The following is a 21008-nucleotide window of genomic DNA, read 5'->3' on the forward strand; positions in this document are numbered from 1 at the left end:
CGGATGTGGGGGAAAAGACCAGGTCAGGCGGATCCTTGGGCCGCTCATTTTTTTACTCTCATGAAGGAAAACGAAGCTCTCCCGGCGAATTATTAAATAGGGTATTTTATCCTTTAGGCACGGGATTTCCCATTGCCGCAGCACCTCTTTTATTGCCCCGGCCGCGCGGCGGTATACCGCGCGGGTCACCATCGACCGGCCGGGAAGGGAGGCCGTTTGTTTCAAGCGGCCCGCATGGGTGTATCTGTAAGTAACGGGCAAACCCGTACCACATTACATATCACGGAAGGGGCGAACTAAATGAACATCAATATTTCGGGGAAAAACATCACTGTTTCAGGCTATCTGCGCCGTGTTGTCGAAAAAAAGGCGGGAAAGCTGGAACGTTATTTCAAGCCCAATACCGAAATGCAGGTAACGCTCTCGATTGAAAAATCACGGCATATCGCAGAGATCACCGTAGTCGCGGAAGGCGTTGTGCTGCGGGCGGAGGAAGCGACGGGCGACCTGTACTCTTCCATCGACGTCGCTCTTAAAAAGCTGGAGCGGCAGATGCGCAAACACCGTACAAAGCTCGAAAAACGGCTGCACGAAGAAGCGTTTGCGGAAGAGACTGTATACGATTATTACGACGAGAATTTCGACGAAGACGCACCGCAGATCGTGCGCAACAAGAAATTTGCGCTGCGGCCGATGGAGGAAGAAGACGCCGCCATCCAGCTCGAGCTTTTGGGACATAATTTCTATGTGTTCCGTAACGCGCATACGAGCGAAGTGAACGTTATTTATAAACGGGCCGACGGAAATTACGGCCTGATCGAACCGGAATAAGCATGAAGCAGGCCGCTTCGGCGGTCCATGTGAAAGAAACGGCGGGCGTCCTGCCCGGCTGGACAGTAAATGAAACAGAGCAAACGAAACGGGTGACCGGCACTGGGCCGGCCGCCCGTTTTTTGTATACCGCAGCGAAAACAGCGGACCTTAAGACGGATAAAAAAGGAGGTCCGAAAATGGCGAGAATACTTCATTGAATATGGTATAATCAAAATCAGGCGGGAGGTGAAAAGAAATGATCGAAAATGTTAACGCCCTGTATGCTGCATTCAAGGCGAAAGACGCCCGCTTTGACGGCCGCTTTTTTGTGGGAATATCGTCTACGGGGATATACTGCCGCCCGGTTTGCCGGGCGAAGCAGCCCAAAGCAGAAAACTGTACCTTTTACAGGACCGCGGCGGAGGCCGAGCAGGCCGGATACCGTCCCTGTCTTTTATGCCGGCCGGAGCTTGCCCCCGGCGCTTCCGTCACCGACGCAACCGCCGATTTGATTTGCCGGGCTGCACGAATGCTGGAAGAAAATTGCGGGAACGGCTTAAGCCTGGAAGAGATAGCCGGACGGCTTGGCTGCAGCAGCCGGCATTTGCGGCGCGTATTTACTGCGGAATATAATGTTTCTCCCGTCCAATACCTGCAGACATGCAGGCTGCTCCTCGCAAAGAACCTGCTCACAGATACAGACCTGCCAATATTGGAGGTTGCAATGGCGGCTGGTTTTCAAAGCCTGCGGCGTTTCAACGATCTTTTCAGGAAGCGGTACCGCCTTTCGCCTACGGCCCTGCGAAAACATGCGGCGGAAGGGAAAAAGCGCAATGACAACATGATTCTGGCGCTCGGATACCGTCCGCCTTACCGTTGGGAAGAAATGCTGGCCTTTCTTGCCGAACGCGCGATCGCCGGGATCGAAACGGTGAAAAACGGCGAATATGCGCGCACCGTGCATTTGGCGGGCGCGGACGGGAAGCGTGTGCGCGGTTGGGTGAAGATAGGCCACAAACCTGAAAAGAACGCGCTGAGCGTTGCAATCAGCGAAAGCCTGTTGCCCGTGCTCCCACAGGTATTGGCGCGGGTCCGGCATTTGTTCGACTTGCATTGCTCCCCCGACGCGGTATACGATATCCTCCAGGGAATGAATGATATCCGGCCCGGCCTTTGCAGGCCGGGAATCCGTGTGCCCGGATGCTTTGATGCCTTTGAGACGGCGGTACGCGCCGTACTTGGACAACAAATCACCGTAAAGGCGGCGGGCACTCTGGCAGCAAGGATCGTTGAAAGATATGGGTCCCCCGTTCAGGCGGGGTTCAAGGGGCTGACCCATATTTTTCCTCTTCCTGAGGATCTATTGGCCTTGGGCGGAGATATTGCGAAGCATTTTGGCGCGCTGGGCGTTACCTCCGCGCGGGCAAATACCATTTATATGCTGGCGCATGCCTTCGCACAGGGGAAAATCGATTTCGGCCTCTGCGCCGATCCGAAAAAGGAAATGAGGAAGCTGATGATGATCCGCGGCATCGGCGGCTGGACCGCACAATATATCGCCATGCGCACAATGGGATGGCCGGACGCTTTCCTGGAGACAGATTCCGGGGTAAAGAAGGCGCTTCCGGGCCGTACCGCAAAGGAGCTGCGTGTGATGGCGCAGGCCTGGCGGCCGTGGCGAAGCTATGCCACAATGAATCTATGGAACACATTACAGGAGGAAAGAGATGTATTATAAGACGGTCTATCAGTCGCCTGTAGGAACTCTTACGCTCGCCTGCGATGAAACCGGCGGCAGTCTTGTCGGTTTATGGATAGAGGGACAAAAATATTACGGGGGCGCTATCCGCGAAACGATGACAGAAAACAGCGGCCTGCCGGTATTCGGCAGCACCAAAAAATGGCTGGACCGGTATTTTGCGGGCGGCCGCCCCGATTGCCATGAATTGCCTCTGGCCCCGGTTGGCAGCGAATTCCGGCAGGAGGTTTGGGCCATTTTGCGTGAAATTCCTTATGGCAAAGTAACCACCTACGGCGATATCGCCAAAAAAGCAGCGGCAAATATGGGCCGGAAAAGCATGTCCGGGCAGGCGGTCGGCGGCGCGGTCGGTCACAATCCGATTTCCATTATAATCCCCTGCCACCGGGTGATTGGCGGGAACGGCAGCCTGACGGGCTATGCCGGGGGCATCCAAGCGAAAATCCAGCTGCTCGAACTGGAGGGGGTGGATCTCTCCCGGATGTCCGTACCAAAAACAGGCAGCGCCTTATAAACTGCCCGTAAGAAACAGCAAACCGGTTATGCCGGAGCCAAATCTTCCAACATAGAACCGCCCTCTTTTTAAAAATCCTCGACTGATGGTCGCTTCCGCCTGCTCTTCTGCGGATGCCATTGCCATCAGCTCGACGATCTGTTCCCTGCGATTTTGCCGGTCGCAGCTTCGCGGATCAATGCGGTATCCGCATGCTTTCCCGTCAGTTCCGGCACAGCGCTTACCGCCGTTTTCGCAAAAAAAAAGAACCCGCAACCAAAGAGCAAAATCTTCGGACGCAGGACCTGGTTACTGTTCCTGCCGTGGAAATTCCTTTGCGTATGTAAACACCATCACGTTCGCGCCCGCGTCCGCGAGCACCTTCATACACTCTCCGGCCGTCGCGCCCGTGGTGAATACATCGTCGATCAGCAGCACATTTTTTCCTTCCGGACGCGCATCTTTCGCACATATGAACGCACCGCGCACATTGCGCCGGCGCTGCTGCGCCCCGAGCTTATACTGCGGCTTTGTCTCGCGGCAGCGCACGAGCATTGCCTCGCACGGGATATCGAGCAGCATCCCCAAGTGATAGGCCAGCAGTTCCGACTGGTCGTAGCCGCGCGCCTTCCTCCGCTTCCCATGGATGGGCACAAACGTAACGGCATCCGCGTTCACTTCGTACCCGCCAAGGAATTCCGCCATGCGCTGTGCGATAAACAATGCGCAGTGCGGAGAATCGTCATACTTCAACCGGTGAATCAGCATACGCACGGCGCCGCCGTAGCGGTAGGCATATAAAATACCGCCCGCAAAGCCTTCCGCATTACGCAGCTCTTCCTCCCCGCGCGCGCATTCCTCGCAGACTGCTTCCCCTTCCGGAAGTTCCCGTCCGCAGTATACGCATTTTTCGCCCATGCGCACTACCTGCCGCACAAAATCATTCCATCTGCCCATTTGTCAACCTGTCAAGATACATCAGCTCACGCTTCAGCACCGTTGCACGCCTCCCCTGCCACGCATTGCCGATCATATGCTCGAAGGTGCGCATGCTGCCGGCGACCAGCACCTTCCTTTTTGCCCGTGTAACGCCGGTATACAGCAGGTTCCGCGTAAGGAATGGCTGTGCGCCGTACATCATTGGCATCAGGATTACATCGAACTCGCTGCCCTGCGATTTATGGATGGTGTATGCGTAAGCCCCGTCGAGCTCGGAAAGCGCCATCGTTTCGTATTCGCAGCGCTTCATATCCTCGAAAAGCACATCCACCGTTCCCGCTGTGATCCCTGCCACGGTGCCGATATCGCCGTTGAACACGCCCTCGCCCAGGGTAAGGCTCGTATCGTCGCGCCACTCGCGGGCATAATTATTTTTAATCTGCATCACACGGTCTCCCTCGCGAAAGGTCCGGTCCCCGAACGTTATTTCCGCTTTGCCCGTTTTTGGCGGATTGACCCGCTCGCGGATCGCTGAATTGAGCGCAATGGTGCCTAGATCGGTCCGTTTGATGGGCGCGATGAGTTGGACGTCCACGCCTTTTTTCGCGTAGGCTTCGTATTCCGCGCATAAAAGCTCGCGCACCTCGTCAACGCTTGAGCATTCCCGGAACTCGAAGGAGTCGTCGCACAGTTCCGGAACCTTTCCGCTTAAGATATCGTAGGCGGCGTCCGCAATGCTGCCTGCGTTGCGGAACCGACGCGTCAATTTTACGCACGGAACAACGCCCGAGTCGATGATATCGCCCATCACGTTGCCCGGACCGACGGATGGAAGCTGGTCCGCGTCGCCCACCAGAATAAGCCGCGCGCCCTCCGGGAGCGCTTTGAGAAGGTTGTGGAACAGAAACACATCCAGCATCGATACCTCGTCCACAATGACCGCGTTCGCCTCAACGGGATTTTCCTCATTGCGGCGGAAATAACAATTGTATTCATCCTCGTCGTAGGAATATTCAAGCAGGCGGTGGATGGTTGCCGCCTGTGTGCCCGCCATTTCCTGCATTCTCTTGGCTGCGCGGCCGGTGGGCGCGGTGAGGCTGCATGTGAGGCCCAGGCCGCCGAGAATGTTCAGCACCGCCTTCAAAATCGTCGTTTTCCCCGTCCCCGGACCGCCCGTGATGACGCATACGCGGTTTTCCACCGCGGCCCTGACCGCGCTCTCCTGTTCGTCCGTCAGCGAAAATGCACCGCTTTGCTTTTTCACCAGCCGGTCTAGGTTTTTAATGCTGTCCGGTGCGGAGGTCTTCACGAGCGCGACGAGGCGTGCAGCGCAGCGCGTTTCCGCACGGTAAGCGGACGCAAGAAACACGACCTGCTGGTCCGGATAGTATTTTTTGAGCACGACGTCTTTCGCGAGCGCGAGCGCAAGGAGCGCCCTGTTTACTTCCGGCTCCGCTACATTAAGGTTTTTCGCGACATGGGGAATCAGTTGTTTCCTGCGCACATATGTGCTGCCCTGCGCGAGTACCTTTTGCAGCACGTTCAAAATGCCGTTCTTGATACGAAACGGCGAATTTTCGCCCACACCGATATGGAGGGCGATCCGGTCCGCAGTGAGAAAATCGATCCCGCGCACATGCTCGATGAGAATATACGGGTTTTCCCGCACCAGCCTTGCCGCATCGTCCCCGAGCGCCGCCGCCGCGGCTGTCGCCTGCCGGGCAGTGAGACCCATGCCCATAAGGTCTGAATAGACATATTTTTTCCGCGCGTATTCCTTCATGGCTTCGTGCACGCTGTCCGCAAGGCGGCGGGACACGCCGCGAATACGCGTAAGCTCACGGTGGTCTTTTTCGATTACCTCAAAGGTATCTTCGCCGAATTCCTCTACGATGCGCGTGGCCAGCACTTCGCCCAGTCCTTTGATGAATCCGCCCGCCAGAAAAAGCACAATATCGTTCAAGTCGTGCGGCAGGGCGCTCTCATAGGACTGCACCGCAAACTGGGTGCCGTATTTCGCGTGATTTTTGAACATACCAAAAAAGCGCGTACGCTCACCTGGCTTCAGGCCGGGCATGTTGCCCACCACAATGGTGGGCTCCTCCGCCTCGATCTCCGCCACGGTATAACCATCCGCGCTTTCATAGATAATGCTTACGACCGTACCTTCAAGTTCTTCGTTCAAATTTCCTTCTTGATGGCCTCAACCATATCAAGCCTCTCCCACGGCAGGTCCAGATCGTCTCTTCCAAAGTGGCCGTATGCCGCGGTCTGGCGATAGATAGGCTTTCTGAGCTGCAACTTTTCGATAATTGCCTTGGGGCGAAGGTCAAACAGCTTCGTTACGATATCCGCGATTTCCGTGCTGTGCTTTTTGCCCGTGCCGAACGTTTCCACGAATACCGATACCGGGCGCGCAACGCCGATGGCATAGGCAAGCTGAATCTCGCAGCGGTCCGCAAGGCCCGCCGCAACCACGTTCTTCGCCACATAACGCGCCGCGTAAGCCGCGCTCCTGTCTACCTTCGACGGGTCTTTGCCCGAGAACGCGCCGCCGCCGTGGCGCCCCATTCCGCCGTATGTGTCGACAATGATCTTGCGGCCCGTAAGTCCGCTGTCGCCCTTCGGTCCGCCGATAACGAAGCGGCCTGTCGGGTTGACGTAAATTTTCGTATCGTCATCCATCATGTCCGCGGGGATCATAGGATCAATTACCTGCTCGATCATGTCGCGCCGGATCTGTGCCTGCGTCGCCTCCGGATCATGCTGCGTCGAAATAACGACAGCGTCCACACGGACCGGTTTCCAGTTCTCATCGTATTCGACCGTCACCTGGGACTTTCCGTCCGGGCGGAGATAATCGAGCGTGCCGTTCTTCCGTACTTCTGCGAGGCGGCGGGAGAGCTTGTGCGCAAGATAGATCGGCATCGGCATATATTCGGGCGTTTCGTTGCACGCATAACCGAACATCATGCCCTGGTCGCCCGCGCCGTTTTCCGCGTCGTCCTGATTTTCGCGCGTTTCGAGCGCTTTGTCGACGCCCATTGCGATATCCGGCGACTGTTCGTCAATGGACGTAATCACGCCGCACGTTTCGCCGTCAAAGCCATAATCCGCCTTGTCAAAACCAATTTGCTTGATCGTTTCGCGGGCGATTTTAGCGATATCCACATAAGCGTTCGTCGTGATTTCACCCATGACGAGCACAAGGCCCGTATTGACTGCCGTTTCGCACGCCACACGCGCATTGGGATCCTGCTCTAAGATTGCGTCCAGTACGGAATCCGAGATCTGGTCGCAGACCTTATCCGGATGTCCCTCCGTAACAGATTCCGAAGTAAATAATCTTCTCATATTGTTCCTCCATTTATTGATACACAAAAATGTATGATTTCACTAGTAATTTATTATACCAAATGGATTTTGCCTTTTCAATGGTAAAAATGCCAAAAATCCCGCTTTCCATGCCGCTTTTCCTCCTTTCGGTGCATTTTATTTGAACGCACGTTCTAATCTCCGTTTAAAATCACGGAAATTTGTTGAACGGCAGGCAGGGACGCGTCCCTGGCCTTTTTCAAAAATATTTGCGGAAAAATAAAAAAGGCGGCTTCCGCCGCCCCTGAAAAGACAATTTTACGCCGCCCACGGAACCATGCCCGGGAAAAAGATGCTTGAAAGCATCAGCATGATAAACCCGGCCACGCAGTTACCAAGGATAACGAGCGGGATGGCCTTCGCGGGTTTCAGGCCGAGGACGCTCGCAATGAGGGACCCGGTCCATACGCCCGTACCGGGCAGCGGGATAGCAACGAAAATAAACACGCCGAGATATCCGTATTTCTCAATCTTCCCCTTGTGCTTATCCACCTTGCCCATCAGCCAGTTCGCGAAGCGGTTGAACAGCTTTACCTTGCTTCCCTGCATCCAGCGGATGATTTTCTCGATAAAAAATACGATGAACGGCGCGGGAAGGCACGAGCCTAAAAGCGCGATAAAATAAGTCGCCCAGAACGGTACGCCAAGCCCGAGGCCAAGCGGGATCGCCCCTTTGAGCTCGATGATCGGCAGGATAGACGTTCCAAAGACGGTCCAAAGGCTGCTTGCAGGAACCATGAATTAAATTACCCCTCTTCTACAAAATCAACACCAATGATACTATATCTGTGGTATAATTTCAATGAAATAAGGATTATGTTTAGAAACTATTAAGGATTTTGCCAATGAGAAAAATTTTAGGCGCGCTGCGCAGAGCGGATGAACGCTTTTCCATGATCGGCCCGGGAGACAAAATCGCCGTTGGGCTGTCCGGCGGAAAGGATTCGATGCTGCTTTTATATGCGCTTCACCTGTATCAAAAATATGCGAAGAAGGCTTATGATTTGCTGGCCGTCACCGTCGACCTCGGCTTCGGCAACTATGCCACCGGCGTCATGCAGGAATATGCGGACGGTTTGGGCGTACCGCTCCATATCCTTAAAACGAATATTTCAGAGATCGTCTTCGATATCCGCAAAGAAAAAAATCCCTGCTCCCTGTGCGCCAAAATGCGCAAAGGAGCCTTCTACGAAAAAGCAAAAGAGCTTGCGTGCACCAAGGCGGCGTTTGCGCACCACGGCGACGATGTGATCCAGACGCTGCTCATGAGCCTGATGTACGAAGGCCGTATGAATACCTTCTCGCCTAAATCCTATCTCTCGCGGCGGGAGATCACTTTGGTTCGTCCGTTCGTATTCCTGCGCGAGCGTGATATCGTCTCCGCCGTGGGACGGCTTCATATTCCCATTGCAAAAAATCCGTGCCCAATCGATTTTTCTACCAAGCGCGAGCAGGCCAAGGAAATCGTGGCCTACCTCAATTCCCTGTATCCCGGCGCGGCGGATAATATGCTCGGGGCGGTCAAAACGACGGAGACCTATAATCTATGGAATAAGAACTGGAATTTTTGAAATTAATTCCCCACAGCAAAAAAGAGCCGCAAAGATAATGCGGCTCTTTTGCCGTCTTTTACCGGGCAATATAATAGAGGTCGAGCATTTTTCCCAGGAGCTCGTCTTCATCCATCACAAAATAGTCGAGCTTGGGCGGTGTGCTTACGATCGGATCGGGGAATTTCTGCCAACTGTCGTCTCTTTCCTCGAACGTATCCATTTTGATCTCGTCGATAGAGCCTATTTTATCAAGGACTCCCGCCATCGCAACGATCTGGTCGAGGTTCAGGTTTGTCTGGATCACATTGTTCGCAAGCTGCGGAAAAAGCTTAGTGGCCGCCTGCACTGCGCCCATATTTTTGATCTTCTTGGCAAGCGCCATCATGAAATCCTGCTCATGGCGCTGGCGGTCCATCTCGCCGTCGTCCATCTGTTTGCGGTTCTGCAGGTACAGGCGTACGTCATTGCCTTCGAGGTTGATCGTCTCTCCCTTGCTGCCAATATCCGGATAATCCTGGTCGAGCGTCACCTCTACCCCGCCGAGCGCGGCCGCAAGGTCGGACAGGTGCTCAAGGTCGATAGACACGTAATAATCCACCGGGATATCAAGCTGCCCGCCGCATTCGATAAGGTCCTTCACGGCAAGCATGGAGTTATCCGCGCCGTGCTTGGCCGTATCGTTCCCGCCTGCAAGCACGTAGGCATGGTTGATCTTTGTAATGCAGGTTTCGTCTTCGATCTCGCCCGTCTTTTTATCCGCATAGTGTACCTTGGTGCGCGTATCGCGCGGGATCGACGTAAACGTGATCTGGTTGTTCTGCACATCGAGCGTGCACAGCATCAGCATATCGGTGCGCGCGCCCGTCGCGTCTTTCACCTCCGTGCCGTCCCAGTCGACGCCCAGCATCAGGATGCTGATGGTATTCGCGTTTTTCTGGTAGGTTTTGCCGTCTATTTGGATCGTTTCGGCCGGCGTATCCCCGGCCAGCGCCACGCCTTCCTCCGGCGCGGCTTCATCCGGCCCCGCCGAAACGAACGCCGACATCGGGTTTTCCTTCAGGCCGGAATAAGTGCCGATCAATGCGTAGCCCACTCCGCTCGCGCAAATAATTAGCACGATCAGCACCGCAAGCAGCGCTTTGATCTTTTTATGATGATTCAAGGTCTTTCCCCTCCAAAATGGTTTTCATTTCATTTGTAACTCAGCCTTATCTATCATAATCCATTTTTTCATGAAATGAAATTTTTTTTTTCTTTTTCACAAAAAATTCACAAATTTCAACCCATTAAAAAAGGACCGCATAACGATTCTATGCGGTCCTTGTATCCTTTTTGTATCGCAATTTTTTCCCGAAGGTCAAGCGGGCGTGTAATACATGCCGAGCATTTTATCCATTAGCTCCTGCTCGTCCATCATGTAGAAATTCAGGTCCTGCCCCATATATTCGTCATACGCGTTTTCATATCCGCCCTGCTCCATAACGGAATGCTCGATATCATCAAGCGACACCTTGTCGAGCACGCCCGCCATGGCGACTACCTGATCGAGGGAAAGGTTCATATGCACCACATCCTGAAGCTGGGTAAACAGCTTGGAGGCGGACTGCACCGCGCCCATTTCCTTGATCTTTTTGGCGATTGCCATCATGAAGTTCTGTTCGTGGCGCTGACGGTCCATCTCACCGTCATCCATCTGCTTCCGGTTCTGCAAATACAGGCGCACATCGTTGCCCCGCAGGTTCACCACGTCTCCTTCGCTGCCAATATCCGGGTAATCCTGGTCGAGCGTCACCTCTACGCCGCCCAGCGCGTCGGCAAGGTCCGAAAGGTGCTCGAGGTCGATCGATATATAGTATTGGACGGGAATGCTCAGCTGCCCGTTACACTCGATCAGGTCCTCCGTCGCGCGCATTGCGTTTTCGGCGCCGTACCCCTTCGTCATGCCGCCGATATTGTAAGCGTGGTTCAGCTTGGTGATCCAGTTTTTATCAAGAATCTTTCCCGTATCTTCGTCTACGTCGTGCACCGTAGTGCGCGTATCGCGCGGCAGGGAAGTCAGCGTGATACTCTCCTGTCCCTCTTCCAGGTTGACAGTGCACAGCAGCATCATATCGCTGCGTTCGCCCTGCGCCGTTTTGGCCGCGCTGCCGTCCGAATCAATACCCAGCATCAGAACAGTGATGATATTGGGATTGACGATATATTCCTTCCCGTCGATGGTTACAGTTTTTACATCCGCGTTTTTATCAAAATTGATGGCGTCCGTTTCCGCCGCCTGCGGCGCCGTCGTATGAAACGCCGCGAGCGGATTGGCCCGCAGATTTTGGTAGGTTCCGTAAAGGGAAGCAAAGATAAATACGGCAGCGGCGATGAGTGCGATCAACACAACCAGCAGCCCTTTGATTTTTTTGTGATGGTTGACCCTTTTTGTCTGTTGGTTCAAAACCCTGTTTCCTCCGGTTCTTTTTTACAGCGTGAAGCAAATGGCAGGCGGCACCGTCCCCGTGTGGCCGCGCTTGCAGCCTGCAGGACGCCTCTCCAAATGCACGCTGTACGGCACTTTCTATGTTAATCCATTTTACTTCGCCTGGCGCGGCTTTTTTCCAATATTTACAAAAAATTAAAAAAAGGCCGCCGCCGATACAAGAAGAGTTGCCCTCCAAAGGAGGACAACTCCTGTTTTCGTTTGGTTCAGTATCCCTGGTTGTAGTAATCGCCGCGGCGGTAATCGTACACCGCTCCCGCGCTGTATACGTCGATGCTCTCAAGCGCTTTTCCAGTACCTATAGCGACGCACGAAACGGCATCCTCCGCAACATAGCACGGAATCTTCGTGCGCTCCGTGAGAAGCCTGTCAAGCCCGTACAGCAGGGACCCGCCGCCCGTCATGCAGATACCGTTCTCCGCGATGTCTGCCGTCAGTTCCGGCGGCGTGCGTTCAAGCACGCTGTGCATCGTTTCCATGATACGGTTTAAAGGCTCCTGCATGGCCTCGATCGTCTCATTTGAGCTGATTGTGATGGTCTTGGGCAGGCCGGAAATCAGGTTGCGGCCCGTCACTTCCATATAAGCCTCTTCTTTTCTCGGGAACGCGCTGCCGATATTGATCTTAATCTCCTCCGCCGTGCGTTCACCAATCAACATATTGTATTTCTTCTTGATATATCTCGAGATATACTCGTCAAAGGTATCGCCCGCGATTTTGATGGAGTCGCTGATAACGGCCCCGCCGAGCGAAATAACAGCCATATCCGCCGTGCCGCCGCCGATGTCAAGCACCATATTGCCCTGCGGCGCGCCGATATCGATCCCCGCGCCGATTGCCGCCGCGATCGGTTCCTCGATCAGGCAGGTATGGCGCGCGCCCGCTTCCTCAGTCGCCTCAATGACAGACCGTTTTTCCACCTCGGTCACGCCCGAGGGCACGCACACGACGACGCGCGGCTTGAAGAACAGCCGCTTGCCAATCACCTTGCGCAGGAAATAGCGAAGCATCCTCTCCGTATCGTGAAAGTTTGAAATGACCCCTTCGCGCAGCGGACGAACCGCCACGATATTGCCCGGCGTACGCCCAAGCATGATCCGCGCTTCCTCGCCAATCGCAAGCATCCTGCCCGAAAGCCGGTCTACCGCGACCACGGAAGGTTCGCGCAGCACGATTCCCTTGCCCCTGACGTAAACAAGGACCGTCGCCGTGCCAAGGTCGATTCCTATATCGTTATAATTACCGAATAAACCCATTCATCGAAGCCTCTCTTCTCGATTACTGGCCCTGACAGGATTTTCAAACGCATACGAAAAAAACATCATGGGCCTACATATCATATATGATAATACATTGGCGCTTTTTTTTCAACTGTTTTGTTACGAAAACGTCATATTTCCGGGCTTTATGGCCTGTCTTTTGTACTGTTTGGCGAGCAAGGCACACCTCTCTTGACCAAAACCCGTATTATTGTCAGGCAGATTTCTCCCGCGCCCGTTTTTCCCGCAAAAACCCTTTTGCCGCCGTCCGCTGCCCCTTGAACATCTCCCGTTTTACCGTTACAATAAAAGTATCTCGTCAAATATTAATAAGGAAAGAGTGGTAGGAAAATGGATTATCAGAAACTGCAAAACGGCAGCGATATACGCGGAGTTGCTTTGGGCGACAACGCAAACCTCACACAGCAGGCAGCGCGCGACCTTGCGGCGGCATTTGCCGAATGGCTTTCCGCACGCGGGACTGTAAAGCCCAAAATCGCGATTGGTATGGATTCGCGCGTTACCGGCCCATCCCTGAAGCAGGCCTGTATCGGCGGATTTACTGCCGTGGGCGCAGACGTCGTTGACTGCGGCATGGCTTCCACTCCTGCAATGTTTATGACTACAGTGACCGAGGGCTTCCTGTGCGACGGCGCGGTGATGGTAACGGCAAGCCACCTTCCCATGAACCGCAACGGCCTTAAATTCTTCACCAGGGACGGCGGACTTGAAAAGGGCGATATCGCGGAGCTGATCCGCATCGCTGCGGATATCGATTCTTCCGGCGCGGCAAAAGGCAGCGTCTTTGCGGCGGACTTTATGAGCGTATACGCCGGGATTTTGGTGGATAAAATCAGAAAAGCCACCGGCGAGGAGCGGCCGTTCGAGGGCTTTAAAATCATCGTGGACGCCGGCAACGGCGCAGGCGGCTTCTATGTAGATAAGGTGCTCGCCCCCCTCGGCGCGGATACCGAAGGCAGCCAGTTCCTCGACCCGGACGGGACCTTCCCCAACCACATCCCGAATCCGGAAAATAAAGAGGCGATGAAAAGCATCGTGGAAGCCGTGGTGAATACGGGAGCCGATTTCGGCATCATCTTCGATACGGACGTCGACCGCGCGGGCGCGGTCGATAAGGGCGGCAGCGTGCTCAACAAAAACCGCCTGATCGCCGCGATTTCGGCAATCCTTTTAAAGGAATTCCCGGGCACCACTATTGTGACGGACTCCATTACGTCAAGCGGCCTTGCGGAATTCATCGCCAGCCGCGGCGGCGTACACCACCGCTTTAAACGCGGCTATAAGAATGTAATCAACGAGTCGATCCGGCTCAATGAAAGCGGGACCGATTCTCAGCTTGCCATCGAGACGTCGGGGCACGCGGCGCTCAAGGAAAATTATTTTCTCGACGACGGCGCATACCTGGTAACGCGCCTGCTGATCGAGATGGCGAAGCTGAAAAAGCAGGGCCATACAATCTCCGATCTGATCGCGGATATGAAGGAACCGCTCGAGAGCGAGGAGTTCCGCCTGAATATCGGCGCCGATGATTTCAAGGCGTACGGCAACAGCATGATCGCCGCGCTGGAGGCCTATGCAAAGCAGCAACCGGAATTCAATATTGCACCCGACAATCATGAGGGCATCCGCGTTTCCTTTGACAAGGAGAATGGAAACGGCTGGTTCCTCGTCCGTCTTTCGCTGCACGACCCGCTGATCCCCGTCAACGTAGAAAGTGATGAAAAAGGCGGCGTGCGTATCATTACGGAAAAACTGTACGCGTTTCTAAAGGGATATGATAAGCTTGACCTCGCCCCGATTGAAAGCTATTTGAAGTAGCAAAATTGAAAATATACGAAACCGCAAAAAAGACGGCCTGCTATGCCGTCTTTTTTAAACGCCTGTGTTGGGAAAACGGGCTGTTCCAGACGACCAGATCCCGCCAGATGACCGCCGCCCTGCGAACGGCTCGTGATCCTGCTGTCATCAGTATGAGCCTTTTACAGCATGATGGACTCCATATATGGTTTTCCGGCAAGGTCCTTCCAGGTGAAAACGCCGTTCTCATAGACCATATAGCTGTGTGCGCTTCCCTCCTTGGGGATAGAAACGGACCCGGGATTCATATACACGTAGGCCCCGTGGTCCGTGCATCTGGGAATATGCGTATGCCCGCAAAGCAGGATATCCCCCTGCTTTAGAGGCGGCAGGTTATCCTCGTTCCACACATGCCCGTGCGTTGCGTAAACCGCAAGTCCATCAAGAAAAAATACGCCGTAATCCGCCATTACAGGAAATTCGAGCACCATCTGGTCGACCTCCGCTTCACAGTTGCCGCGTACACATAAAAGGCTGTCTTTCCTACCGTTAAGCATTGCAATCACCTCTTTGGGCGCATAGCCGTCAGGCAGGTCGTTGCGGGGGCCGTGGTATAAGAGGTCCCCGAGCAGGAGCATACGCCCTGCTCCTTCCCGCCTGCAGGCCTCCAAAAGCTGCGCGCAATAGTGTGCCGAGCCGTGGATGTCCGATGCGACCAGCAATTTCATTCGTTTCCCTCCCGATCAAAGAGTGCGGCGCATTCCTGCGCCGCACTTTGGATTCTTACCGTTTTACAGCCGGCTCCGGTCGCCCATTTTATTGGCTCCGCCAGTCTGTTTGGGGCGCGGAGGCTGCCTGTCGTCCTCGTCGTCCCTTTCGTCGTCTTCAAGTTCAAACTCGCGTTCGCGCCCGCGCGGCTCGTTATAAAGCTTCTCGATCTTGCGCTTTTTCTTCTTGCTATGCCGTACCGCGGCGATGACGATAACCACCACGGCAATAATCACGACAATCATGATAATGCCGAGCATGAGGGAGCTGATCCCCCCCGGCACCTGATCCGATACCTCTTTCAGGGTAAAGCTGTCGCCGTTTTGTTCAAATTTCAGGTACAGATCCCTCGCCGTTCCCGGCGTTTGCACCACGTAGGAATCTCCGTCTGCGGAAACAATTTTTGTCGTTGCCCCCTGCTGCACCTCGATGCCGAGGACCTTGCCCTCTTCAACGGATGCCCCGGGGGCGAGAAGTCCCCATTGATAGGCGCCGGTCCCTCCCTGGTTGAATACAAAACGCCCTTTGCTGTCGCTTAGGCCGGTGGTAAGAGCCGTATCCCCCTGGTTGATCTGCACGCCCACCCCGGCTACTTCCTTGCCTGCGGCGTCTACAAAATCAGCCGTAAACTTAATTGTTCCGGCGATTCCCGCGGAAGCCGTTGCCGTCGCTTCGGGCGCCGGCGTTTTGCTTTCTCCCACAGCTGTAATCTGCAAGGCTTCTTCCGCCATGAAGACGACGGTCATATGCAGGTTCTGCGCACCGTTTGCGATGGAGATATCGTATTTACCGCCCATCGCCATATCTACAATGGTCGTACGGTCACCACGCGAAAGCATAATGCGGCCCGTGCTCTCTTTTCCGTCTTTGCCCACGATCGTTACATTGTGGCTTTCCACCGTCACGCCCGGGAACGTAACTACCCCCTCTTTATTGCTCGTCTGTGAAAGGTTGTCCACCTTCACCGTGTAACCGGAAGCAACCGCGCCGTTATCGTAAATATACATCGTCAGGTCAATATAATTCTGGCTGTCGTCCGGCGTTGCCGTGGGCGAGGGCGACGCCTCCGGCGTCTGGGTAGGGGCCTGCGTCGGCGCCTGGGTAGGGCGCTGCGTTGGGTCGGGCGTCGGTTCCGGCGTTGGATCGGGCGTCGGTTCCGGCGTTGGATCGGGCGTCGGTTCCGGCGTGGCTGTGACCGTTGCCGTTGGCTCAGTAGTCTCTCCCTCCGCGAACGCCGCCATTGGCAGCATCATCGTCAGCACAAGGGCTATTATGACAATAACACCCATAAATTTCGTATATTTCTTCATACATTTCCTCTCGATCTAAAAAAATCCCCTGTCTTATTATAATGCTACAACAAGGCAGGGTTCTTTTTTATACTGTCGATTATTTTCCGCAGGACTCCTTGAGGTCGTCTTTCAATTTTTGCGGTACGGTGGAAAACAGCGTGCTCACCGATTCGCGTTCGTGAATCCTGTAAACCGCCTCCGCAAAAAGCGGAGCAACGGAAACCGTCTGGAATTTTTTCTGGCCGATGATAAACGGATTTTCTACGCTGTCCGTGGAAATGACCGTTTCGATCGGGCTTTCATTGATAGCCTTCACGCCCTTTTCGCGCAGCATAATGTGCCCTAATACCGCGACGATGCGCTTTGCGCCGCGCGCCTTCAGCATGTGGGCCACGTCGATCAGCGTTCCTCCGGAAATGGAGAAATCGTCCACGATCATGCAGTTTTTGCCCTCCACATTACCGATCAACTCGAGGATATGCGCATTTTCGTCATGGTCCGTACGCGTTTTATCTCCAATGGCGACGGGCAACTGCAGGTAATCCGCGTATTTCCTCGCCGTCTTGGCAAAGCCCGCATCCGGCGAAACGACTACAAGGTTCTCCATGATGTCCATTCCTTTGATGTATTCGCACAGGATAGGCAGGGAAAGCAGGTGATCGACCGGGATTTTGAAGAATCCCTGTACCTGGGCGCTGTGCAGGTCCATCGTGATGACCCTGTCCGCACCCGCTGTTTCAAGGCAGTCCGCGCACACGCGCGCACGGATGGAAACCCTTGGTTCATCTTTCTTATCGCCTTTGGCATACCCGAAATATGGAACGATAGCCGTGACCGAGCTTGCGCTCGCGCGTTTGAAAGAATCCATCCAAAATAAAAGCTCCACTAATTCGTTGTTGGGATCCAAACCAATCGGGAGCACTACATACACGTCTTTGTCTCGTACCGTTTCTTTGATACGGATAAAAATATTTCCGTCGGAAAAATGGATTACTTCCGACGCCCCTAAATCTGCCCCAAGATAGGCGCACATTTTCTTCGCGAAAGCAACCCCCGATGAGCCGGCAAAAATTTTTATGTCCGGGTTTCCATTCAGCATAAATACCTACCATCCTTGTCAAAATCGTTTTAACACCTATTACTGATTATAGCACCCACCCGGGGCCTTTTCAATCATATTGCATATTTTTCAGTTAAAATTTTAATCGACTCGTTAAGATACGGACCCGTCCGTTTCTCGCATGCGATGGCGGCGTAAGGCCGCATCGCGCCGTGGTAATCGCTGCCCTGCGTGACAATGAGCCCATGACGTTTCGCAATCTTCAAGTAGCGCTCCACATCGGCGTCCGAGTGGGCGGGATAATAGGCCTCGATTCCCCCAAGCCCCATTTTTCTGAGCTCCGCGACCAGCGCTTCGATGTCGTCCGTGCGCACGAATTTCGGATGGGCGAGAACGGGGATGCCTCCCGTTTTCAGGATCATTTCGATCGCCTGCTGCGGGCTTAATTTCCTGCGCTGCACATAGCAGCTGCCTTCCTCATTCAAATAGCGCGTAAACGCATCCTGCAGGTCGCTCGCATATCCTTTTTCGATCAGCGCCAGCGCCACGTGCGGCCTCCCCAGGGTGTTTCCCTTCGCAAAGCGTTCCACATCCGCAAAGTCAATTTTCATGCCGTGCTCCTGCACAACCCGGATGATTTCGCGCACACGTTCGACACGCGAGCCGCGCAGATCGTCCATCATGCCAGCGAGTTCTCGATCCGCCGTATCCATCCCGTAACCAAGAATATGCAATTCCCCCGTGTGGCGCACGGAGAACTCCACGCCAGTAAGATATTTCAGTTTCAGTTCCTTCGCCGTGGCGATCGCCTCGGTTTGAGAGTCCATCGTGTCGTGGTCCGTGACGGCGGAAAGCCTGAGTCCAAGCTTCCTGCACTTCGTGATAATTTCCTTCGGCGTATCCGTTCCATCGGATGCCGTCGAATGCATATGTAAATCGATCATATTTTTGCTCCGCAACTACGGAAGGCGCGATATACCGCGCCTTCCGTTATTGATTCATTTCATCCTGTGCCGGCGGGCCGCCGCCCGCGCCTCCGGCGCAGCTATCCTCCGCGCTTCAGGCGTCTTCCTCCGGTTTGGGCGGTTCCACGATAACCGTTTCCACCGCTTCCGCATCCGTCGGCTGTGCAGGCGGCGCGATCCATTCCGGTTCCTTCTCCGTTTTCTTTTCCTCGATCTCCCAGGAGTCGGGATCGTCGACCGGGATTTCATCCTCAAACAGCTTCTGGAACTCTTCGCCCGTCAGCTTTTCCTTGCGCATCAGCACCTCTCCGATGTTGACCACCTTGCGCAGATTTTTGCTGAGGATGTCCGTCGCCTTGGCGTACGCACTTTCGATGATACGCGTCACTTCCGCGTCGATGCGCGCGGACGTGCTTTCAGAATACTCCGGCGTCTGCCCGAAATCTTTTCCGAGGAACACCTCGTGGCCGGAGGCCAGGAATACCGGACCGAGCTCGTCGCTCATGCCGTATTTAGTGACCATATCTTTCGCCGTTTCCGTCGCGCGCTGCAGGTCGTTAATCGCTCCTGTGGAAATATCCTTCAAGGTCAGCGATTCCGCTACACGGCCGCCAAGCATCATTGTGATCTCGTCCATCAGGCGGGATTTGAATACATGCTGCTTGTCTTCCTCAGGCAGCGTCATGGTATAGCCTGCCGCCATACCGCGCGGAATAATGGAAACCTCGTGCACCGGATCGCACTTGGGAAGCAAATGCGCAAGGATGGCATGGCCCACCTCGTGGTAAGCGGTACAACGCCTGTCGTCCTCGGTCATGACCCGGCTCTTCTTTTCCGGGCCCGCAATGACCCTCGTGATCGATTCCTCGATCTCGCTCATACCGATCTTCTTTTTCCTGCGGCGTGCCGCGAGGATCGCCGCCTCGTTCAATACGTTTTCAAGATCCGCGCCAATGAAACCCGGAGTCCGCCGCGCGATCACCTTGAAATCCACCTCGGCCTCGAACGGCTTGCCCTTCGCATGTACCTTGAGGATCTCTTCCCTGCCCTTGACGTCAGGGTAATTTACCGTGATCTGCCTGTCGAAGCGGCCTGCCCGCAGCAGCGCCGGGTCAAGGATGTCGCGGCGGTTCGTCGCCGCCATAACGATAATCCCTTCGTTAACCTCAAAACCGTCCATTTCGACGAGCAGCTGGTTCAGCGTCTGTTCGCGTTCGTCGTGACCGCCGCCGAGGCCCGCGCCTCTTTGGCGTCCTACCGCGTCGATCTCATCGATGAATACGATGCAGGGCGCATTTTTCTTTGCATTTTCAAATAAGTCGCGTACGCGGGACGCGCCCACGCCTACGAACATCTCCACAAAATCGGAACCGCTGATCGAGAAGAAGGGAACCTTCGCCTCGCCCGCGACCGCTTTTGCAAGCAGGGTTTTACCGCCGCCGGGAGGCCCGACCAAAAGCACGCCCTTGGGAATACGCGCGCCAAGCTCCTTAAACCTCGCCGGATTTTTCAGGAACTGTACGATCTCCACGAGCTCTTCTTTTTCTTCATCCGCGCCCGCAACGTCGGCAAACGTCTTATTGGTGTCGCCTCCGTCCGTCATGCGCGCTTTGCTCTTGCCGAACGCCATCGCGCTGCCCGTGCCGCCCGCGCCATTCTGCGCGCGCCGCATAATAATGACCCACAACACCAGCAAAAGCACGATCGGGATCAGGTAGGGCAGCAGCTGCACGAAAAAGTTTGGTTCCGGCGTGGGAACGTAATTCAGCTTGAAGCCGTAGTCCTCCGGGTTGGTGCTTCCGGTGACCGCCGCCATATCCTGGTTAAACTGCTGGATAGACGCCGGTATCGTCGTGGAAAAATCATATTGCTGTGCCGGGAAAGCTTCGTCCGGCACCTTTGAATCCGTATACCGCCCGACGAGGGTGCGGTCCTGGATCGCTATATCTTTAATGCCATCTTCCTGCACCTTTTGCAGGAATTCCGAATACTGCAGCTCATCCACCGTTGTCGTCTGTGGATTGCCCAGAAACTGTGCCGCTAATATGATTACTACAATAATGATAATATAGATCAGCGGCCCTCTGAAAAATTTGCCCAAATTTCTATCCTCCTTCGTCGAAATCCGCTCTCTTGCTTGCCCCGGCCATATGGCCGGGGCTACGCGGGCCCGAGCGATTTCTCCTGCCGCTTCGCGGCTTTACTTCACTTAGCCAATCACGCCGCGCTGCCGCTTGCGTTCTTGGAAATTCACCTGTCTTTTCCGCAGCCTCATTCCGCTTTCGCTTTATTGAGCTTTGCCGGACCCCCTTGATTCCTTCCGGCCGGCAGCCATAAAGGTATCGGGGCTTTTATATGCTGCATTTTATCCGCGCCCATTCCTGCCCGCACGTCCGTACGGCCGGGGCTACGCGGGCGGAGCCTATGCG

The 21008-nt window shown here is 54.7% G+C and carries 18 protein-coding genes; 6 read left to right on the forward strand and 12 right to left on the reverse strand.

Annotated features, from left to right (window positions below):
- Positions 1 to 300: 300 nt before the first annotated feature.
- Genes hpf through B1H56_RS08765 form a run of 4 tightly spaced genes read left to right on the forward strand, consistent with a single transcriptional unit; the run spans position 301 to position 3086 of the window.
- Complete coding sequence (gene hpf / locus B1H56_RS08750; RefSeq protein ID WP_066522396.1) at positions 301 to 831, forward strand: ribosome hibernation-promoting factor, HPF/YfiA family; 531 nt, start codon at positions 301 to 303, stop codon at positions 829 to 831.
- A 2-nt stretch (positions 832 to 833) separates the two neighbouring features.
- Positions 834 to 1031: a hypothetical protein gene (locus B1H56_RS08755; protein WP_066522400.1), complete on the forward strand. Its 198-nt coding sequence runs from the start codon at positions 834 to 836 to the stop codon at positions 1029 to 1031.
- 38 nt (positions 1032 to 1069) lie between these two features.
- Complete coding sequence (locus B1H56_RS08760) at positions 1070 to 2551, forward strand: AlkA N-terminal domain-containing protein (protein ID WP_066522402.1); 1482 nt, start codon at positions 1070 to 1072, stop codon at positions 2549 to 2551.
- Entirely contained in the window at positions 2541 to 3086 is a 546-nt protein-coding gene (locus B1H56_RS08765; RefSeq protein WP_066522404.1) for a methylated-DNA--[protein]-cysteine S-methyltransferase, read from the forward strand. The genes B1H56_RS08760 and B1H56_RS08765 overlap by 11 nt, the downstream gene beginning before the upstream one ends.
- A 288-nt stretch (positions 3087 to 3374) precedes the next feature.
- Here B1H56_RS08765 and B1H56_RS08770 read toward each other — a convergent pair whose 3' ends face one another.
- The 4 genes from B1H56_RS08770 to B1H56_RS08785 form a co-directional block, all read right to left on the reverse strand.
- The gene (locus B1H56_RS08770) at positions 3375 to 4022 is read right to left on the reverse strand and encodes a ComF family protein (RefSeq protein ID WP_147554714.1); all 648 of its coding nucleotides are present in this window, start codon (positions 4020 to 4022) and stop codon (positions 3375 to 3377) included.
- Positions 4006 to 6189: an SF1B family DNA helicase RecD2 gene (gene recD2 / locus B1H56_RS08775; protein ID WP_066522414.1), complete on the reverse strand. Its 2184-nt coding sequence runs from the start codon at positions 6187 to 6189 to the stop codon at positions 4006 to 4008. Before recD2 ends, B1H56_RS08770 begins: the two co-directional genes overlap by 17 nt.
- Entirely contained in the window at positions 6186 to 7358 is a 1173-nt protein-coding gene (gene metK / locus B1H56_RS08780) for a methionine adenosyltransferase (RefSeq protein WP_066522417.1), read from the reverse strand. The genes recD2 and metK overlap by 4 nt, the downstream gene beginning before the upstream one ends.
- 279 nt (positions 7359 to 7637) lie before the next feature.
- A complete protein-coding gene (locus tag B1H56_RS08785; protein WP_066522419.1) occupies positions 7638 to 8117 on the reverse strand; it encodes a COG2426 family protein in 480 nt (159 codons plus the stop codon).
- A gap of 107 nt (positions 8118 to 8224) precedes the next feature.
- Between B1H56_RS08785 and B1H56_RS08790 the strand changes: the two genes are divergently transcribed.
- On the forward strand, positions 8225 to 8950 hold the full coding sequence (locus B1H56_RS08790) for a tRNA 2-thiocytidine biosynthesis TtcA family protein (RefSeq protein ID WP_066739882.1): 726 nt from the start codon (positions 8225 to 8227) through the stop codon (positions 8948 to 8950).
- 58 nt (positions 8951 to 9008) lie between these two features.
- On the opposite strand, the gene B1H56_RS08795 is transcribed toward B1H56_RS08790, so the two are convergent.
- The 3 genes from B1H56_RS08795 to mreB form a co-directional block, all read right to left on the reverse strand.
- Positions 9009 to 10094: an LCP family protein gene (locus B1H56_RS08795; RefSeq protein ID WP_066522422.1), complete on the reverse strand. Its 1086-nt coding sequence runs from the start codon at positions 10092 to 10094 to the stop codon at positions 9009 to 9011.
- 195 nt (positions 10095 to 10289) lie between these two features.
- The gene (locus B1H56_RS08800; protein WP_066522425.1) at positions 10290 to 11375 is read right to left on the reverse strand and encodes an LCP family protein; all 1086 of its coding nucleotides are present in this window, start codon (positions 11373 to 11375) and stop codon (positions 10290 to 10292) included.
- Positions 11376 to 11623: 248 nt separating this feature from the next.
- Positions 11624 to 12673, reverse strand: coding sequence for a rod shape-determining protein (gene mreB / locus B1H56_RS08805; protein WP_066522428.1), 1050 nt, complete (start codon positions 12671 to 12673; stop codon positions 11624 to 11626).
- Between the two features lie 354 nt (positions 12674 to 13027).
- Here mreB and B1H56_RS08810 point away from each other — a divergent pair, with 354 nt between their 5' ends.
- The gene (locus B1H56_RS08810) at positions 13028 to 14515 is read left to right on the forward strand and encodes a phosphohexomutase domain-containing protein (RefSeq protein ID WP_066522432.1); all 1488 of its coding nucleotides are present in this window, start codon (positions 13028 to 13030) and stop codon (positions 14513 to 14515) included.
- Positions 14516 to 14676: 161 nt separating this feature from the next.
- Here the strand turns inward: B1H56_RS08810 and yfcE are convergent, their stop codons facing one another.
- From yfcE to ftsH, 5 genes are all read right to left on the reverse strand, one after another.
- Positions 14677 to 15222, reverse strand: coding sequence for a phosphodiesterase (gene yfcE, locus B1H56_RS08815; RefSeq protein WP_066522434.1), 546 nt, complete (start codon positions 15220 to 15222; stop codon positions 14677 to 14679).
- A 63-nt stretch (positions 15223 to 15285) separates the two neighbouring features.
- Positions 15286 to 16572 carry a hypothetical protein gene (locus tag B1H56_RS08820; protein WP_066522442.1) on the reverse strand — a complete coding sequence of 429 codons (1287 nt, stop codon included), beginning with the start codon at positions 16570 to 16572 and terminating at the stop codon, positions 15286 to 15288.
- A gap of 79 nt (positions 16573 to 16651) precedes the next feature.
- Positions 16652 to 17653 (reverse strand): ribose-phosphate diphosphokinase, encoded by a 1002-nt coding sequence (locus B1H56_RS08825; protein WP_066522445.1) that lies wholly within the window; start codon positions 17651 to 17653, stop codon positions 16652 to 16654.
- 74 nt (positions 17654 to 17727) lie between these two features.
- Positions 17728 to 18558 carry a PHP domain-containing protein gene (locus tag B1H56_RS08830; RefSeq protein WP_066522449.1) on the reverse strand — a complete coding sequence of 277 codons (831 nt, stop codon included), beginning with the start codon at positions 18556 to 18558 and terminating at the stop codon, positions 17728 to 17730.
- 115 nt (positions 18559 to 18673) lie between these two features.
- Positions 18674 to 20680: an ATP-dependent zinc metalloprotease FtsH gene (gene ftsH / locus B1H56_RS08835; protein ID WP_066522452.1), complete on the reverse strand. Its 2007-nt coding sequence runs from the start codon at positions 20678 to 20680 to the stop codon at positions 18674 to 18676.
- Between the last annotated feature and the right edge of the window lie 328 nt (positions 20681 to 21008).

Origin of the sequence: Christensenella minuta (assembly GCF_003628755.1) — a bacterium.
In the GTDB taxonomy this organism is placed as follows: Bacteria; Bacillota; Clostridia; order Christensenellales; family Christensenellaceae; genus Christensenella; species Christensenella minuta.

Bases quoted from the DNA above. Each gene is read 5' to 3' on its own strand.
- hpf (WP_066522396.1), top strand. From the start codon at position 301: ATGAACATCAATATTTCGGGGAAAAACATCACTGTTTCAGGCTATCTG.
- B1H56_RS08755 (WP_066522400.1), top strand. From the start codon at position 834: ATGAAGCAGGCCGCTTCGGCGGTCCATGTGAAAGAAACGGCGGGCGTC.
- B1H56_RS08760 (WP_066522402.1), top strand. From the start codon at position 1,070: ATGATCGAAAATGTTAACGCCCTGTATGCTGCATTCAAGGCGAAAGAC.
- B1H56_RS08765 (WP_066522404.1), top strand. From the start codon at position 2,541: ATGTATTATAAGACGGTCTATCAGTCGCCTGTAGGAACTCTTACGCTC.
- B1H56_RS08770 (WP_147554714.1), bottom strand. From the start codon at position 4,022: ATGGGCAGATGGAATGATTTTGTGCGGCAGGTAGTGCGCATGGGCGAA.
- metK (WP_066522417.1), bottom strand. From the start codon at position 7,358: ATGAGAAGATTATTTACTTCGGAATCTGTTACGGAGGGACATCCGGAT.
- B1H56_RS08785 (WP_066522419.1), bottom strand. From the start codon at position 8,117: ATGGTTCCTGCAAGCAGCCTTTGGACCGTCTTTGGAACGTCTATCCTG.
- B1H56_RS08790 (WP_066739882.1), top strand. From the start codon at position 8,225: ATGAGAAAAATTTTAGGCGCGCTGCGCAGAGCGGATGAACGCTTTTCC.
- mreB (WP_066522428.1), bottom strand. From the start codon at position 12,673: ATGGGTTTATTCGGTAATTATAACGATATAGGAATCGACCTTGGCACG.
- B1H56_RS08810 (WP_066522432.1), top strand. From the start codon at position 13,028: ATGGATTATCAGAAACTGCAAAACGGCAGCGATATACGCGGAGTTGCT.
- yfcE (WP_066522434.1), bottom strand. From the start codon at position 15,222: ATGAAATTGCTGGTCGCATCGGACATCCACGGCTCGGCACACTATTGC.
- B1H56_RS08820 (WP_066522442.1), bottom strand. From the start codon at position 16,572: ATGAAGAAATATACGAAATTTATGGGTGTTATTGTCATAATAGCCCTT.
- B1H56_RS08825 (WP_066522445.1), bottom strand. From the start codon at position 17,653: ATGCTGAATGGAAACCCGGACATAAAAATTTTTGCCGGCTCATCGGGG.
- B1H56_RS08830 (WP_066522449.1), bottom strand. From the start codon at position 18,558: ATGATCGATTTACATATGCATTCGACGGCATCCGATGGAACGGATACG.